The sequence below is a fragment of the Rhodanobacter sp. UC4437_H4 genome (assembly GCF_052978425.1).
The window spans coordinates 3,663,690-3,680,936 of the sequence record NZ_CM129673.1; the positions used below are offsets into that span (position 1 = coordinate 3,663,690).

General features: G+C 68.0%; 13 protein-coding genes and 1 tRNA gene. 8 read left to right on the plus strand and 6 right to left on the minus strand.

What is annotated here, in order from left to right:
* Positions 1–4: 4 nt before the first annotated feature.
* Positions 5–2,593, minus strand: a complete 2,589-nt coding sequence (gene mutS, locus ACVCL3_RS16575) for a DNA mismatch repair protein MutS (RefSeq protein ID WP_447100005.1) — start codon at positions 2,591–2,593, stop codon at positions 5–7.
* A 93-nt stretch (positions 2,594–2,686) separates the two neighbouring features.
* Between mutS and ACVCL3_RS16580 the strand changes: the two genes are divergently transcribed.
* The 6 genes from ACVCL3_RS16580 (at position 2,687) to ACVCL3_RS16605 (ending at position 8,458) form a co-directional block, all read left to right on the plus strand.
* Positions 2,687–3,196 (plus strand): CinA family protein, encoded by a 510-nt coding sequence (locus ACVCL3_RS16580; protein WP_447100006.1) that lies wholly within the window; start codon positions 2,687–2,689, stop codon positions 3,194–3,196.
* 157 nt (positions 3,197–3,353) lie between these two features.
* Positions 3,354–4,391: a recombinase RecA gene (gene recA, locus ACVCL3_RS16585; protein ID WP_395119580.1), complete on the plus strand. Its 1,038-nt coding sequence runs from the start codon at positions 3,354–3,356 to the stop codon at positions 4,389–4,391.
* A gap of 235 nt (positions 4,392–4,626) precedes the next feature.
* Positions 4,627–5,124 (plus strand): regulatory protein RecX, encoded by a 498-nt coding sequence (locus ACVCL3_RS16590; protein WP_447100007.1) that lies wholly within the window; start codon positions 4,627–4,629, stop codon positions 5,122–5,124.
* A gap of 79 nt (positions 5,125–5,203) precedes the next feature.
* Entirely contained in the window at positions 5,204–7,831 is a 2,628-nt protein-coding gene (gene alaS / locus ACVCL3_RS16595) for an alanine--tRNA ligase (RefSeq protein WP_447100008.1), read from the plus strand.
* Positions 7,832–8,086: 255 nt separating this feature from the next.
* Complete coding sequence (csrA, locus tag ACVCL3_RS16600; RefSeq protein WP_395119577.1) at positions 8,087–8,290, plus strand: carbon storage regulator CsrA; 204 nt, start codon at positions 8,087–8,089, stop codon at positions 8,288–8,290.
* A 75-nt stretch (positions 8,291–8,365) separates the two neighbouring features.
* Positions 8,366–8,458: transfer RNA gene (locus ACVCL3_RS16605), tRNA-Ser, on the plus strand.
* Positions 8,459–9,292: 834 nt separating this feature from the next.
* Here the strand turns inward: ACVCL3_RS16605 and ACVCL3_RS16610 are convergent.
* The 5 genes from ACVCL3_RS16610 to ACVCL3_RS16630 form a co-directional block, all read right to left on the minus strand.
* Positions 9,293–10,021 (minus strand): UDP-2,3-diacylglucosamine diphosphatase, encoded by a 729-nt coding sequence (locus ACVCL3_RS16610; protein WP_447100009.1) that lies wholly within the window; start codon positions 10,019–10,021, stop codon positions 9,293–9,295.
* A gap of 5 nt (positions 10,022–10,026) precedes the next feature.
* Positions 10,027–10,743, minus strand: coding sequence for a peptidylprolyl isomerase (locus ACVCL3_RS16615; RefSeq protein ID WP_395119575.1), 717 nt, complete (start codon positions 10,741–10,743; stop codon positions 10,027–10,029).
* Between the two features lie 84 nt (positions 10,744–10,827).
* Positions 10,828–12,345, minus strand: a complete 1,518-nt coding sequence (locus ACVCL3_RS16620) for a Ppx/GppA phosphatase family protein (protein ID WP_447098463.1) — start codon at positions 12,343–12,345, stop codon at positions 10,828–10,830.
* A gap of 61 nt (positions 12,346–12,406) precedes the next feature.
* Positions 12,407–14,497 carry a polyphosphate kinase 1 gene (gene ppk1 / locus ACVCL3_RS16625; RefSeq protein WP_447100010.1) on the minus strand — a complete coding sequence of 697 codons (2,091 nt, stop codon included), beginning with the start codon at positions 14,495–14,497 and terminating at the stop codon, positions 12,407–12,409.
* 69 nt (positions 14,498–14,566) lie between these two features.
* Entirely contained in the window at positions 14,567–16,258 is a 1,692-nt protein-coding gene (locus tag ACVCL3_RS16630; protein WP_447100011.1) for a M48 family metalloprotease, read from the minus strand.
* A gap of 276 nt (positions 16,259–16,534) precedes the next feature.
* On the opposite strand from ACVCL3_RS16630, the gene grxC reads away from it, so the two are divergent.
* Together grxC and ACVCL3_RS16640 are read left to right on the plus strand one after the other, a co-directional pair.
* Entirely contained in the window at positions 16,535–16,798 is a 264-nt protein-coding gene (gene grxC, locus ACVCL3_RS16635; protein ID WP_395119571.1) for a glutaredoxin 3, read from the plus strand.
* Positions 16,795–17,172, plus strand: coding sequence for a carboxymuconolactone decarboxylase family protein (locus tag ACVCL3_RS16640; protein ID WP_447100012.1), 378 nt, complete (start codon positions 16,795–16,797; stop codon positions 17,170–17,172). The genes grxC and ACVCL3_RS16640 overlap by 4 nt, the downstream gene beginning before the upstream one ends.
* Positions 17,173–17,247: the final 75 nt, after the last annotated feature.

The window sequence follows — 17,247 nt, forward strand, 5'->3', positions numbered from 1 at the left end:
CGGCTCAGTCCAGCGATTTCAGCCGGTACAGGGCTTCCAGCGCCTCGCGCGGCGTCAGCGTATCCGGATCGATGCGTTCCAGCTCGCGCTGGGCGGTCGAGGGTTGCGCCGGCGCAAACAATCCCAGTTGCGGCGAAACTTCAGCGGAGGGCGCTGCGCTGGCGTGCCGGTGCATGCCGCGTTCGAGTTCGGCCAGCGTGCGCTTCGCATCGGCGATCACCGATTTCGGCAGGCCGGCCAGCGCGGCCACCTGGAGACCGAAGCTGCGGTTGGCCGGGCCGTCCTTCACCGCGTGCATGAACACCAGCTGCTCGCCGCGCTTCTGGTCGTGCAGCTCGACCGCATCCAGGTGCACGTTGGCGATCGCCGGGAACTCGCCGGCCAGTTCGGTCAGCTCGAAATAATGCGTGGCGAACAAGGTGTACGCGCGGCAGTGCCGCGCCAGGTGCACGGCGGCGGCGCGGGCCAGCGCCAGACCGTCGTAGGTGCTGGTGCCGCGGCCGACCTCGTCCATCAGCACGAGGCTGTCGGCAGTGGCGTTGTGCAGGATGTTCGCCGTCTCGCTCATCTCCACCATGAAGGTGGACTGGCCACGCGAAAGATCGTCGCCGGCGCCGATGCGGGTGAAGATGCGGTCGATCGGGCCGATCACCGCGCTGGCCGCCGGCACGTAGCTGCCGATGTGCGCAAGCAGCACGATCAGCGCGTTCTGGCGCATGTAGGTGGACTTGCCGCCCATGTTCGGGCCGGTGATCACCAGCATGCGGCGGGTGTCGTCGAGCCTGAGGTCGTTCGGCTCGAACGGCTCGTCGCGGACTTTCTCGACCACCGGGTGGCGGCCGCGCTCGATCGCGATGCCCGGTTCGTCGGTGAGCTGCGGGGCGCTCCAGTCGAGCGCTTCGGCGCGCTCGGCCAGGGTGGCCAGCACGTCCAGTTCGGCCATCGCGGCGGCGGCGATTTTCAGCGGTTCGAGTTTCTCGGTGAGCGTGTCGAGCAGCGCCTCGTACAGCGCGCGCTCGCGCATCAGCGAGCGTTCCTTCGCCGACAGCACCTTGTCCTCGAACGCCTTCAGTTCCTCGGTGATGTAGCGCTCGGCGTTCTTGGTGGTCTGCCGGCGCGTGTAATGCGTGGGCGCCTTGTCCGACTGCGCGCGGCTGATCTCGATGTAGTAGCCGTGCACGCGGTTGTAGCCGACCTTGAGCGTGCTGATGCCGCTGGCCGCTTTCTCGCGTTCCTCCAGCTCGACCAGGTACTGGTCGGCATGGGTGGACAGGCGGCGCAGTTCGTCGAGTTCCGCGTCGTAGCCGTCGGCCACCACGCCGCCGTCGCGCTGCAGTACCGGCGGTTGCTCGACGATGGCGTGGGCGAGCAGGGTGGCGGTGTCCGCGTGGTCGCCGATGCGTTCGACCAGGGCATGCAGCAGCGGGCTGTCCAGGCCGTCGATGCGCTGCTGCAACTCCGGTGCAGCCAGCAAGCCGTCGCGCAGGGTCGAAAGATCGCGCGGGCGCGCCGAGCGCAGCGCCACGCGGGCGAGGATGCGTTCGAGATCGCCGATGCCGCGCAACTGCTCGCGCAGGGGTGCGCCGCGGCGGCTGTCGATCAGCATGCCGATCGCCTGATGGCGCCGGCGCAGCACGTCGTGCGAGCGCAGCGGGCGGTTCAGCCAGCGGCGCAGCGCTCGCGCGCCCATCGGCGTCACGGTTTCGTCGAGCACGCCGAGCAAGGTGTGTTCGATGCGCCCGCTCGGGTGGGTGTCCAGCTCCAGGTTGCGCCGCGTGGCCGCGTCCAGCGCGATCGTCTCGCTGGCACTTTCCACGGCCATGCCGGTGAGGTGCGGCAGCGCGCTCTTCTGGGTTTCCTCGAGGTAGCCGAGCAAACAACCGGCGGCGGCCACGGCCAGCGGCAGCTTGTCCACGCCGAAACCGCCGAGGTCGTGGGTGCCGAAGAAACGGTTCAGTTCGCGCTGCGCCGCGTCGCTGTCGAAATGCCACGGCGGACGCTTGCGCAGGCCGGGCAGGGCGCTGACCAGCTTCGGCCAGGCCACGTCTTCGCCGACCAGGGTCTCGGCCGGCTGCAACCGTGCCAGCTCGGCGGCCAGCGCCTCGGCGCTGGGCACTTCGCTGAGCAGGAAACGGCCGCTGGAAAGATCGACCCAGGCCAGCCCGTAATCGCCGCGCGCGCCGGCGGCGATCGCCAGCAGCAGGTTGTCGCGGCGTTCCTCCAGCAGCGCGGCATCGGTCACCGTGCCGGGGGTGACCACGCGCACCACCTTGCGCTCGACGATGCCCTTGGCCAGTGCCGGGTCACCCATCTGCTCGCAGATCGCCACCGACTCGCCCAGGCGCACCAGCCGCGCCAGGTAGTTCTCCGCCGCGTGGTATGGCACGCCGGCCATCGGGATCGGCGCACCGGCCGATTGCCCGCGCTGGGTCAGCGTGATGTCGAGCAGCCGCGCCGCCTTGCGCGCATCGTCGTAGAACAGCTCGTAGAAATCGCCCATGCGGAAGAACAGCAGCACGTCCGGGTGCTCCGCCTTGGCCGAGAGGTACTGGCGCATGAACGGGGTGTGCTTGGTGAGGTCGTCTTGGCTCATGCGGGTCTTGGCGTGGTCGCGTGGAACGGGTAGAACGGGTAGAACGTGCCTCTGCGCGTGGCGCAGAGTTGCGCTCAAGTCCGGGAGTCTCGCATGGAGTTGTCGTCCGTTCCTACCGATGCCGAGTTGCTGGCGCTGGCACGCGAGGTGGCCAGCGAGGTCCAGCGCTGCCGCCTGATGCTGGTCACGGCCGAATCCTGCAGCGGCGGCTGGATCGCCAAGACGCTGACCGACCTGCCGGGCAGTTCGGCCTGGTTCGACGCCGGCGTGGTCACCTACAGCTACGAGGCCAAGGAGGCCCTGCTCGGGGTCAACCCGCGCACGCTGGAGCATGCCGGCGCGGTCAGCGAAGAGACCGTGCTGGAGATGGTGGCCGGCGCACTGGCGCGCTTCGGTGCCGGCGTGGCGGTAGCGGTGACCGGCATCGCCGGTCCGACCGGCGGCATGCCGGGCAAACCCGTCGGTACGGTCTGGATCGGCTGGAAACGCCGCGGCGGTTACGCCCATGCGCGGCTGTTCCATTTTTCCGGCGATCGCGAGGCCGTGCGCCGGCAAACCGTGGCGGCGGCGCTCGAAGGCTTGCGGAAAACCCTGACGGAATGAGGCGCCGCGCGCTGCCGGACCGGCTTGACGAGTGTGGGATACTGCACGTTCCGATCATGGCCCGTTGCCGCGCGCGGCCGAGCCCGCATGATCGCAACCCGTGAGATTCGATCCGGGCATCATGCCTCCCACTCACCGCCCAACCGGAATACCAACGATGGATGACAACAAGCGCAAGGCGCTCACCTCCGCCCTCGGCCAGATCGAGAAGCAGTTCGGCAAGGGCGCCGTGATGCGGATGGGTGACCGCGTCAACGAGGCGATCGAGACGGTTTCCACCGGTTCGCTGGGCCTGGACATCGCGTTGGGCGTCGGCGGCCTGCCGCGCGGCCGCGTAGTCGAGATCTACGGCCCGGAGTCCTCCGGCAAGACCACCATGACCCTGCAGGCCATCGCCAGCTGCCAGCGCGCCGGCGGCACTGCCGCGTTCATCGATGCCGAGCACGCGCTCGATCCGACCTACGCGGAAAAGCTCGGCGTCAAGGTCGACGACCTGCTTGTGTCGCAGCCCGACACCGGCGAGCAGGCGCTGGAAATCGCCGACATGCTGGTGCGCTCGGGCGCGGTGGACATGGTGGTGGTCGACTCGGTTGCCGCGCTCACCCCGAAGGCGGAAATCGAGGGCGAAATGGGCGACTCCCACGTCGGCCTGCACGCGCGCCTGATGAGCCAGGCGCTGCGCAAGCTCACCGCCAACATCAAGAAGTCCGGCTGCCTGGTGATCTTCATCAACCAGATCCGCATGAAGATCGGCGTGATGTTCGGCAGCCCCGAGACCACCACCGGCGGCAACGCGCTGAAGTTCTACGCCTCGGTGCGCCTGGACATCCGCCGCATCGGCGCGGTGAAGAAGGGCGACGAGATCATCGGCTCGGAAACCCGCGTCAAGGTGGTCAAGAACAAGGTGGCGCCGCCGTTCCGCCAGTGCGAATTCGAAATCCTGTACGGCGAGGGCACCTCGCGCGAAGGCGAGATCATCGAGCTGGGCGTGGCGCAGAACCTGATCGACAAGTCCGGCGCCTGGTACAGCTACAACGGCGACCGCATCGGCCAGGGCAAGGAGAACGTGCGCCAGTTCCTGCGCGACAATCCGGCCATCGCCAACGAGATCGACAAGCAGCTGCGCGAACGCCTGCTGGTGCCGGTGGGCAAGGCGGCCGCGGCCGGTCCCGAAGAGGCGCTCGAGGAAGCGTGAGCCGTGATGGTTGACGTTCCGTTGCATGCGCATGGCCCGGCTCGCCCGGGCCATGCGCGTTTTGGCCAGGTGCCGTATCTCGGCGCGACGATGCATGTCTTCCCGGCCGGTCCGCCCGGGCGTGGATCCGCAGGATCGGAGTCGAAGGGTCGCCCTTCGGCTCCGCCACGCCACGCCCAGGCAGAACGGCGGGGGGAATTTGCCCGTACCCGGTATGCGTTCGCATGGCCATGACATGAACAAGCGTCCTGGCGCGGGCAACCCGACCAAACCCCAACGCAGCGCCTACGAGAAGGCGCTGGGCCTGCTCGCCCGCCGCGAGCATTCGCGCAAGGAACTGAAGACCAAGCTGCGCCAGGGCGGCTACGAGGGCGAGGAAACCGCTGCGGCGCTGGATCGTTTGGGCGAGCAGCACTACCAGGACGACGACCGCTTCGCCGAAGTGCTGCTGCGCAGCCGGATTGCCCAGGGCTACGGACCCATGCGCCTGCGCCAGGAGCTGAAAAGCCACGGCCTGGCCGACGCCCGCATCCGCGAGTTGCTGGACGCGGCGGAGGTCGACTGGGACGCCTCGGCCGCCGCCCAACTGCGCCGGCGCTACGGTGGCGCGGGCACGAATGACCCCGCCGAACGCGCCCGCCGGGCACAGTTCCTCTTGCGCCGCGGCTTTGCCGCCGCCACAGTACGACGTGTTACCCACGCCGAAGTGGACGACGCCGACGATCTTCCCTGACATCCATCGCCACCCGGCGGTGGCGGAGCGATTGGCGCCAAGCCGGTGTGACCCCCTGCCGCCAGCCACCGCGATCCGCATGAAAACCTCCGAAATCCGTTCCGCCTTCCTCGACTTCTTCCGCGCCCGGGGCCACGCCATCGTGCCGTCCAGTTCACTGGTGCCGGCCAGCGACCCGACCTTGATGTTCACCAACTCCGGCATGGTGCAGTTCAAGAATGTGTTCCTCGGCAGCGAGAAACCCGGCTACGTGCGTGCGGCCGACGTGCAGCGCTGCCTGCGCGCCGGCGGCAAGCACAACGATCTGGACCAGGTCGGCTACACCGCGCGCCACCACACGTTCTTCGAGATGCTCGGCAACTGGTCGTTCGGCGACTACTTCAAGCATGAGGCGATCGGCTGGGCGTGGGAGCTGCTGACCCAGGTGTTCAAGCTGCCGCCGGAGCGGCTCACCGTCACCGTCTACCACACCGACGACGAGGCTTTCGCGATCTGGCGCGACGAGATCGGCGTGCCGGTCGAGCGCATCATCCGCATCGGTGACAACAAGGGCGCGCCGTTTGCCTCCGACAATTTCTGGCAGATGGCCGACACCGGCCCGTGCGGCCCGTGCACCGAGATCTTCTACGACCACGGCGCGCACATCGCCGGTGGTCCGCCCGGTTCGCCGGATGAGGACGGCGACCGCTACATCGAAATCTGGAACCTGGTGTTCATGCAGTTCGACCGCGCCCCCGACGGTACGCTGAGCCCGCTGCCGGCGCCGTGCGTGGATACCGGCATGGGCCTGGAGCGGCTTGCCGCGATCCTGCAGCACGTGCATTCCAATTACGAGATCGACCTGTTCGCGCACCTGATCCGCGTCGCCGGCGAACTCACCGGCACGCCCGACTTGGCCAACAAGTCGCTGCGCGTGATTGCCGACCACATCCGCGCCTGTTCCTTCCTGATCGTCGACGGCGTGCTGCCCTCCAACGAGGGGCGCGGCTACGTGCTGCGCCGGATCATCCGCCGCGCGCTGCGGCACGGCTGGATGCTCGGCGTGCGCGGCGACTTCTTCTGGAAGATGGTGGCGCCGCTGGTGGAGGAGATGGGCGAGGCCTATCCGGAGCTGAAAGAGAAGCAGGCCATCGTCGAGGATGCGTTGCGCACCGAGGAGCAGCGTTTCGGCGAAACGCTGGAACACGGCATGCGGCTGTTCGACGAGGCCGCGGCGAAGTCCGGCAAGACCATCCCGGGCGCCGAGGCGTTCCGCCTCTACGACACGTACGGTTTCCCGGTCGACCTCACCGCCGACATCGCACGCGAGCGCGGCCTCGACGTCGACATGGCCGGCTTCGAGCAGGCCATGAACGAGCAGCGCGAACGCGCCCGCGCCGCCGGCAAGTTCGAGGCGAGGGGACAGATGCCGGCCGAGCTGGCCAGCCAACTGCCGCCTACCGTGTTCCTCGGCTACGAGGCCTTGGAAGACCGCGGCGGCAAGGTGCTTGGCATCGTGCGCGGCGGTCGCCATGTCGACCGGCTGGGCGAGGGCGAGGAAGGATTGCTGATCCTGGATCGCACGCCGTTCTACGCCGAATCCGGCGGCCAGGTCGGCGACACCGGCACGTTGTCCGGCACGTCCGGCCGTTTCGCGGTCGACGACACCTTGAAGATGGGCGGCGTGTTCTTCGGCCACGCCGGCCACTGGCACGGCACGCAACCGCTGCGCAGCGGCGACCTGCTCGACGCCCAGGTGGATCCCGCGCGCCGCCAGGCGATCGTGCTCAACCACTCGGCCACGCATCTGCTGCATGCGGCGCTGCGCGAGGTGCTCGGCACCCACGTCACCCAGAAGGGCTCGCTGGTGGCGCCGGAGCGCCTGCGTTTCGATTTCTCGCACCCCAAGCCAGTAAGCCATGGGGAATTGGCTCGCGTCGAGTCGATGGTCAACGCCGAGGTGCGCCGCAACGCGGCCGCCGAGGTGCACCGCATGGGTTACGACGAGGCGATCGCCACTGGTGCCATGGCACTCTTCGGCGAAAAGTACGGCGATGAAGTGCGCGTGCTGAAGATGGGCGACTTTTCCACCGAACTCTGCGGCGGCACGCACGTCAACCGCACCGGCGACATCGGCCTGTTCAAGATCGTCGGCGAATCCGGCGTCGCCTCCGGCGTGCGTCGCATCGAGGCGGTCACCGGCGACGGTGCGCTCGCGCATGTCGCCGAGGAGGAGCGCCGCCTCGCCGATCTCTCCCGTCTGCTCTCCAGCAGCGGCGACGACGCCGTGGAAAAACTGCGCCAGTTGTTCGATCGCCAGAAGAAACTCGAGCGCGAACTGGATTCGCTGCGCAGCAAGGCCGCCGGTTCCGCCACTGCCGACCTGACTGCCTCGGCTGCAGACGTCGACGGCATCAAGGTGGTCGCTGCGCGCCTGGAAGGGTTCGACGCAAAGTCGCTGCGCGACAGCGTCGACCAGCTCAAGCAGCAGCTCGGCGATTGCGTGGTGCTGCTGGCCGGGGCTGCCGACGGCAAGGTCGCGCTGATCGCCGGTGTACACGGCAAGGCGCTGGGCCGGATCAAGGCCGGTGACGTGGTCGCCCATGTCGCGGCGAAGATCGGTGGCAAGGGCGGCGGTCGACCCGACATGGCCCAGGGCGGCGGTTCCGACAGCGCCGACTTGCCGGCGATCCTGGCGGGTCTTGCCGACTGGGTTTCCTCGCGTTGATTCGGCTTAACGACTGCTGCAGCGCCGATTGCACCGGGGAATCGTGCTCAGTTAGTATCCGCGGAGGTCGGTTTTTCGCCAAAAGGCGCAAAGCCGCCAGTCAGGACGCTTAAGGAGTGTTTTGGCTGTGAGCCGGGAAGGCGGTAGGGCCTTCGACGGATCAAAAACGTCGAGCCGCGGATGGACTCACGCTCAGGGGTGAGGCAGGGTCAATCCGCAAGCCTGTGACCAGCAGCATTTTATGGAGTAGCAATCATGTTGATTCTGACCCGCCGGGTCGGTGAGACCCTGATGATCGGCGACGAGGTGACCGTCACCGTTCTTGGCGTGAAAGGCAATCAGGTACGCATCGGCATCAACGCGCCGAAAACCGTGGCCGTCCATCGCGAGGAAATCTACCAGCGAATCCGCGGTGAACACGACGCCGGCAGCGCTCCGGACGACAGCGGCGACCACTGACCACCGTTTCAAGACTTTACCTGGGCCGCGCCGATCAGTATCCTTGCCGGCTCCGCAGTCATGCGGCAAAACCCCGGAGAGATGCCCGAGTGGCCGAAGGGGCTCCCCTGCTAAGGGAGTATCGGGTCAAAAGCCTGATCGAGGGTTCGAATCCCTCTCTCTCCGCCAGATACGCAAAACGCCCCGAACGGGGCGTTTTGCGTATCTGGCGGAGAGAGATGGTGGACGGACCAACCGTTCGACAAATTCGTCTGGAACGAATTTGGACAGCCGCAGGCTGGCCCCGAAGCGCGCAGCGCGTAGGGGTTTGGCCCATGGATGGGCCAAACAATCCCTCGCGCACAACCACGCAATCAGACGCTCCATCGAAGGGGCGTTTTGCGTATCTGGCGGAGAGAGGTGGTGGACGGACCCTCCGGTGACTCGGCGCATCCTGCGCCTCACCCTTCGGGCCAGCGGCTTTGCCGCTGTTCGCTCCGGCATCCTGCCTCCGCGAGCGACAAATTCGTCTGGAACAAAATTGGACAGCCGCAGGCTGGCCCCGTAGCGCGCAGCGCGAAGGGGTGAGGCCCATGGATGGGCCGAACAATCCCTGGTGCACGACCAAGTAACCACGTGCTCCGTCGAAGCGGGCGTTTTGCGTATCTGGCGGAGAGAGGCAGTGGACGAACTCTCCGGTGACTCGGCGCATCCTGCGCCTCACCCTTCGGGCCAGCGGCTTTGCCGCTGTTCGCTCCGGCATCCTGCCTCCGCGAGCGACAAATTCGTCTGGAACGAATTTGGACAGCCGAAGGCTGGCCCCGTAGCGCACAGCGCGAAGGGGTGAGTCCCGTGGGTGGGATTCACAATCTCCGCGCCCTCTACGCCACGACGCATTCCATCGAAGCGAGCTCTTGCTTGGCAGGTCGCGCCGAGGCTTCGACTGCGGGCCTCCAGCGCTACGCTCAGCCCGAACGGTTCGGGGAATCAATCCTTGATGTCGAGTTTCTGGCCCATGGGGCCTCACCCCGTCGCCAATCCACGCAGCTCCACGCGCTCGCCGTCCACCACCAGCACCGACCCCTGTTCGTACCAGTCCCCCAGCACGATCCGCTCGGCCGGCTTTCCGTCCAGTTCCAAACGATGGATGGCTGGCCGATGCGTGTGTCCGTGGATCAACCGCGTCACGCCCGCTCCGCGCAGTGCCGCGGCGACCGCCTCGGCGTTGACGTCCATGATGCTTTCCATGGTGCTGCCGGTGTGTGCCTTGCTGTCGGCGCGGGCCTTGGCGGCAAACGCGCGGCGCGCCTCCAGCGGCATCGCCAGGATCTGCGCCTGCCATTCGGGCGTGCGAACCTGCTTGCGCACGGCCTGGTAGGCGAGGTCATCGGTGCACAGCGTGTCGCCGTGCATCAGCAAGGTGGGCCGGCCCTGGATGTCGCGCACGGTGCCGTCGTCGAGCAGGGTCATGCCGGCGCGGGTGGCGAATGTTTCGCCGAGCAGGAAGTCGCGGTTGCCGACCATGAAATGCACCGGCACACCGGCATCGTGCACGGCGCGGATGGCCTCGGCGATGCGCTGCGGCAACTCGGCATCATCGTCGTCGCCGATCCAGGCTTCCACCAGGTCGCCGAGGATGTACAGCGTGTCGGCGCTTCGCACTTCGTCGCTGGCGAGGTAATTCTCGAACAGGCGGGTGATTTGCGGGCGTGCGGGATCGAGGTGCAGGTCGGCGATGAACAACGTGGCCATGCCGATCAGTTCCCGCCGGACTGCTTCGCCGCCGGCTTGCTGGTCGGCTTGGTGACAGATGCTGCCCTGGCCGGCGCCTTGGCGCTGCTCGCCGGCGCCTGAACCTCTTCGCCGATCACGCTGGCCTTCTCGATCACCACCAGTGGCTCGGGTACGTCGCCGGCGAACGGGCCCAGCGGGCGGGTGGGCAGGGCGGCGATCTTGTCCAGCACGTCCATGCCCTTGGTCACCTTGCCGAACACCGCGAAGCCCCAGGTGAGGCCGCTCTGGTTGCCGACGAAATCCAGCCGGCGGTTGTCGACCAGGTTGAAGAAGAACTGCGCGGTGCCGGAATTGGGATCGGCGCCGCGGGCGACGGCGATCGTGCCGCGCAGGTTCGACAACCCGTTGTCCGCCTCGCTGGCGATGGCCGGGCGCGTGCGCTTGGGCTGCAGGTCGCGGGTGTAGAGGCCGCCCTGCACCAGATAGCCGGGGATGACCCGGTGCAGCAGGGTGCCGTCGTAGAAGCCGTCGCGCACATACTGCAGGAAGTTGGCCACGCTCTTGGGCGCCTTGTCCGGATACAGCTCCAGCGTGAGATCGCCCTGCGATGTGTGCAGCAGCACGTGCGGCGGTGCGGCGACGGGCGCGGCGCTCGATGTGGCCGGTGCAGGTTTGCCCGCCTGCGCGGCGGCGCCGAACGGAACGAGCAGGAGCAGGGCGATCAGCAGGGATTTGAGCATGGCAGCGAGCGATCCGGACCGGCATTCACGAGGCGGGCGTCCATGATACGCGGCATGGCATCGGCATGCCGCGAAAAAGGCGGATCACTTGTTCGCGAGATCCAGTTTCACCCCAAGTTCGGTCATCGGCGCCTTTTCCTGTTGCAGGTCGGCTTCGGTGAGCGGGTGCTGCTCGCCCCATCCCGGCGGGAGTTTCAGGCGCAGCGAGCGGGCGCTGGCTGCCAGTTGCATCTGCGGCAGCGACTCGGCGCGGCGGGCGCGGCGGAACAGCACGGCCAGACGCAACAGCGCGGTGATGTGCTTCGCCAGCGCGCGATAACGCAGCGGCAGGCTGGCGATGATGGACTTGTCCGGCTTGCGCCGGTGCAGTTCGATCACCGCGGCCAGCAATTCCTGCTCCTGCCGCGAGAAGCCAGCCAGGTCGGCATGACGCAGGATGTAGGCGCCGTGGCGATGATGTTGGCTGTGCGCGATGGCCAAGCCGATCTCGTGCACCCGCGCGGCCCAGGACAGCCACTCACGCGCATCGGCGTCGAGCTTCCAGTTGCGCGCGACCTGGTCGAACAGCATCAGTGCCGTCGCTTCCACTCGCCGTGCCTGCGCGCGGTCGACGCCGTAGCGGGTCGCCAGCGCGTCGATGCTGGCGGTGCGCGGGTCGCTGCCGCCGGCGCGGCCGAGCAGGTCCCACAGCAGTCCTTCGCGCATCGAGCTTTCGCACACGCGCAGCCGCTCGATGCCCAGCGCGGTGAAGGCCGCTTCCATGATCATCACGCCGCCGGCGAACACCGGCGTGCGTTCGGGAACCAGGCCCGGCAGCTTGAGCGTGCCGACCTGGCCCTGCTCGATCAGCGCATCGCGCAGGGCGGCCAGCGCCGCGGGCGTGATGCCGTCGTCGGAAAGCTCCATGGCCAGTGCTACCGCGCCGATCGACTTGGTGGTGCCGGACGAGCCGAACGCATCCTGCCAGCCCGATTCGCGATAGTCCTCCGCGAACTGCTGCAGCAGCACGCCGATCTCGCTCAGGCCGCGCTGCCAGCGCGCGCGGGTGATCTTGCCGCCGGGGAAGAAACGCAGGGTCGAGGCGATGCAGCCGGCCTGCACGCTCTCGGTGTGCAACGGCGCGAGGCCGCGGCCGATGATGAATTCGGTGCTGCCGCCGCCGACGTCGATGACCAGCCGCGGCTCGCGCGAGGCGGGCAGGTCGTGCGCGGCGCCGAGGAAGATCAGGCGGCCCTCCTCGCGGCCGGAGACCACCTCGATCGGGTGGCCCAGCGCGGCTTCCGCCGCGGTCAGAAAGGTTTGCGGCGAGGCGAGCTGGCGCACGGTATTGGTCGCCACGGCGCGCACGCGCGCGGTGGGCAAGCCGGCGATGCGCTGGCCGAAGCGGGCCAGGCAGGCCAGTGCGCGCGCGCGCCGTTCGGCATCCAGGCTGCCGTCGGCGCGCAGGCCGGCGGCCATGCGCACGGTGTCGCGCAGGCGGTCGATCACCCGCGGTTCGCCATGCTCCATGCGCGCCACCACCATGTGGAAGCTGTTCGAGCCCATGTCGATGGCGGCCATCAGTTCGCCATCGCGGATCGGCGTTTGTTCGACTGCGCTCAATCCGGCGCTCCGGCAATCGCGAAGTGCGGATTCTCGCACGCGTGCGCGCATTGCAGGCGGCTCACGGGCACAGTCGTTCCAGCAGCGTCTGCTGCGCGCTGTACGGCGGGTTGTCGCCGGGCTCGGCGCGGGTGTAGCGGCCGTCGCTGTCGAGCAGCCACGCCTGGGTGTTGTCGGCCAGGCCGTTGGCCAGCGTCTCGTCGTAGACACGCGCGGCCAGCTGCGGATCGAGGATGGGGAAGGCGATCTCGATCCGCCGCATCAGGTTGCGCTCCATCCAGTCGGCGCTGGCGCAGTAGATTTCCGCCTCGCCATCGTTGGCGAACCAGTACACCCGGCTGTGTTCGAGGAAACGCCCGACGATCGAGCGCACCCGGATGCGCTCGGAGACGCCGGGCAGGCCGGGTCGCAAGGTGCAGGCGCCGCGCACGATCAGGTCGATCTCCACGCCGGCCTGCGAGGCGGTGTACAGCGCGGTGATCACCTTCGCCTCGTTGAGCGCGTTGAGCTTGGCCACGATACGCGCCGGTCGCCCCGCGCGGGCGTGTTCGGTCTCGCGCTCGATCCGGGCCAGCACGCCGCGATACAGCGTGAACGGCGAATGCAGCAGGCGCTTCAGCTCGATCACCGGGCCCAGTCCGGACAGCTGCTGGAACACCTTGTGCAAGTCCTCGCCGATTTCGGGGTTGGCGGTCATCAGGCCGATGTCGGTGTACACGCGGCTGTTGGCCTGGTGGTAGTTGCCTGTGGACAGGTGCGCGTAGCGGCGCAAGGTGTCGCCCTCGCGGCGAACGATCAGCATCATCTTGGCGTGGGTCTTGTAACCCACCACGCCGTACACCACCTGCACGCCGGCCTCCTGCAGCCGCGTGGCCAGGCGGATGTTGGCCTCCTCGTCGAAGCGCGCCCGCAGTTCGATCACCACGGTGACGTCCTTGCCGTGGCGCGCGGCCTCCACCAGCAGGTCGACCAGCGGGGTGTCCTCGCCGGCGCGGTACAGGGTCTGCTTGATCGCCAGCACCTGCGGGTCGGCGGCGGCCTGGCGCAGCAGGTCGATCACCGCGGCGAAGCTCTGGTAGGGATGGTGCAGCAGCACGTCGCCCTTGGCGATCACCTTGAATTTGTTCAGGCTGCTGTCCAGCGACGGCGGCAACTGCGGGGTGAAGCGCGGAAACTTCAGCTCCGCACGGTCCAGCCAGTCGTAGATCAGGCCGGCGCGGATGATGTTGACCGGGCCGTCGCAGCGGTAGACGTCGGCCTCGCCGAGCTGGAATTTCTCCACCAGAAGCGCGGTGATCGCCTGCGGGCAATCCTCGGCGATCTCCAGCCGCACCGGGCGCGCGTAGCCGCGGCCGAGCAACTCCTCGCTGAGGGCGAGCGCGAGGTTCTCGACCTCCGCCTCCTCGACGATCAGCTCGCTGTTGCGGGTGACGCGGAACTGGTACGAGCCGAGCACCTTGAGGCCGGGGAACATCAGGTCGACGAAAGCCTGCAGCAACTCCGCCAGGAACACGAAGTGATGGCCACGGCCGCTGACCTCGGCCGGCACGCGGATGATCCGCGGCAGCGACCGCGGTGCGCGCACCAAGGCCAGATGGCCTTCATGGCCGAAGGCGTCGCGGCCCTTCAGCACGACCGCGATGTTCAGCGTCTTGTTGAGGATGCGCGGGAACGGATGCGCCGGGTCCAGCCCCAGCGGCGACAGCACCGGCAGCACCTCGTGCTCGAAATAGCCCTGCAGCCAGCGTCGCTGGCGCGGCGTCCACTGCTTGCGGGTGAGGATATGGATGTGTTCCTGCTCCAGCTGCGGGCGGATCTGTTCCTGCCAGGCGGCGTAGACCTCGGCCACCAGGTCCAGCACGCGGCTGCGGATGCGCGCCAGCAATTCGCCGGAGGGCACGCCATCCGGGCCCGGCGCGGCCGAGCCGTAGGCGTGGTGATGCTTGAGCATCGCCACGCGAACCTCGAAGAACTCGTCGAGGTTGTTCGCCACGATGCTCATGTAGCGCACGCGTTCGAGCAGGGGCACGCCGGCATCGCGGGCCATCGCCAGCACGCGGAAGTTGAACTCCAGGGCGGCCAGCTCGCGGCTGAAGTACAGCTGCGGGGCGGCAAGGTCGATGGCGGGTACGCGGGCGGAAGGTCTGGACATGGCCCATTCTGGCCCATGGCGGTGGACGATGCATGATGCGCCGGCGCGCAAAGGACCTTCAGCGGCGGATCAATCCTGCCGCCAGGCGGAGACTGGCGCGCTGCCGCGGCAGGCGGGCTCGATGCACGGGCCGAACGGTTGTGCGTGCTGCTGGCTGTCCGGGTTGTCCTTGGTCTCGATCCGGCGCTTGCGCAGCTCCAGCAGCAGCGGCGTCAGTTCGGTGATGCGGCCCTGGATGCGTGCGCGGGCGTAGTAATCCAGGTCGTTGCGCTTGAGCAGACGCTGCAGTTGTTCCATCGCGTCGAACGGGCGGCCGGAGTAATAGCTGGCATCGGCGAACGCCTCGCCGGCACGCACGTTGTCGCCGGCTGCGTCGCTGGCGCGGGCGTAGGCGCTGTAGATCTCCGGTTCGCTGGCGTCGTCCAGCAGGGGGCGCAGCAAGCTGGCGGCGAGGCCGGCCTGCGCCTTGTCGCCGCCGGCGGTGAGCGCCTTGGCGTAGGCCAGCGCCACCGCGCGGTTGCGCGGCGATTGTTCGTTGAGGTCCTGGTAGATGGCGAGCGCCGCGGCACGCTGGCCGGCTTGCAACCTGGCATCGGCCAGCGCGAGCTTGAGGATCAGGTTGTCCGGCGCGTCGCGCAGCAACGGCTGCAACTGCGCCACCGCTTGTGCGCCGCGGCCGCTGCGGGTAAGTGCCAGCGCGTAGCCGTAATGGTTGGCCGGGGTGTCGAACGCAGGCCGGTCCTGCAGGTTGGAGCCGTAGTACGTCGCTTCGCGGGTGGCGTCGCCGGCCAGCACGCGCACGCGTTCGCGCATCAGCTGGTAGGTGTCGAGCGGGCCGGGCCTGGGCGTGTCCAGCAGCGAGGTCGGGTCCTTGACGAAGGCGATCGGCGCGGTGTGCTGCTGCCACTGCTGCACGTCCATGACGGTGCCCGAGGGCCGCAGCTTCTGCGCCGCCACCAGTGCGCCGGCACGCGCCTTGGCGTCGCTGATGCGCATGCTTGTCACCGGATGGGTCTGCAGCAGGACGGGCACGTCGTCGCCACCGGCGCCGGTGCTGAGCACGTCCTGCATGCGCTGGAAAAAGGCCGCCATCGCTTCCGGGTCGAAACCGGCCTTGGCGAGGGTCTGGATGCCGACGCGGTCGGCCTCGATCTCGTCCTTGCGGGTGAAGTTGATCGAACGCTGCGCGATCAGGCCCTGGCCGCCGGCGAGCACCGCCATCGGCGCGTCGCCGCTGTGGCTGCCGGCGCCGGCCAGTACCGCACCCAGCAGCACCAGCGCCATCAGCGGTGCATCCTTGCGCGAGGCCTCGAATGCCCGCTGCAGGTGGTTCTGGGTGATGTGGCCGATCTCGTGCGCGATCACGCCGGCCAGTTCGCTCTCGTCGCGGGTGATGACGAACAGCCCGGAGTTGACCGCGATGTAGCCGCCCGGCGCGGCGAAGGCGTTGATCTCCGGGTCCTTCACGATGAAGAAGGCGAAGTGGTCCTTGGGCTTGTCGGAGTTGGATGCCAGGCGATGGCCGAGATCGTTGACGTAGTCGTCCAGCAGCGGGTCGTCCACCACCATGTCCAGCGCGCGCATCTGGCGCAGCATGGAGGCGCCGTAATCACGCGCCTCCTGCGGCGAGATCAGCGCGTCGGCCGAGCTGCCCAGGTCGGGCAGGCGTACGTCGTCCTGCGCGCTGGCCATGCAGGTCAGGCCGGCGCAGAGCAGCGCAGTCAGAACACGCCGGGCGGGTCGTCGTGGTGTCATGGCCATGGCTAGGGGCGTGGGCGGTAGAAACTTTCGAGGCGAAAAAGTGGCTGCGTGAGGACAGATTTTTGGCGATTCGCCGGCCCATGGTGGTTCCATGGGCCAAGAATCGGCGGAAATATGGACCGCGCAGACGCTTTTGCAGCCCGGAAGATTTCTACCGCCCACGCTCTTGGGCGACAATAGCATTGTGACCGCCCCGGGCGGCGTCGGTTCCCACCTTGCCTGTTGTCCCGGACGCCCCATTTACAGGCGGTTCCCCCGTTTTGCGGAGTTGTCGTGATGTCGAAGATCGAGGTCTATTCCACCGCGGTGTGTCCTTACTGCGTGGCCGCCAAGAACCTGCTCAAGGCCCGTGGGCTGGAGTGGACCGAGGTGCGCGTGGACACCGACCCGTCCCAGCGCGAGGCGATGCTGACGCGCAGCGGTGGCGCGCGCACCGTGCCGCAGATCTTCATCAACGATCACCACGTCGGTGGCTTCGACGACCTAGCGGCGGCCGACCGCAGCGGCAAACTGGCGCAATTGCTGGAGGCGGGCGCATGAGCGACAAGCTGGCCGAATTCACCGCGTTCCGCCAACGCATGAACGAGCGCATCCTGGCCGAGGACAACCAGGTCGTGCGGCGCTTCTTCGCGCTGGACACGCAGACCTACAAGGCCGGCGCGCTGGACGTGAAGACCAAGGAGATGCTGGGCCTGGTCGCCTCGATGGTGCTGCGCTGCGACGACTGCATCAGCTACCACGTGGCCCGGTGCAAGGAAGCCGGCGTGCAGCGCGACGAGTTCTTCGAGGTGTTCAGCGTGGGCCTGGTGGTGGGCGGCTCGATCGTGATCCCGCATCTGCGCCGCGCGGTGGATTTCCTGGACCAGCTGGAGAACGGCGAGTCCGGTGCGCCGGAGTGCGCCGACCACGCTTGAGACGCCCGCGCGCATGCGGCTTTCCGCAACGCTCCATGCGAGGATTTGCAACGACTTGCGCGGCGGACGGGTGTC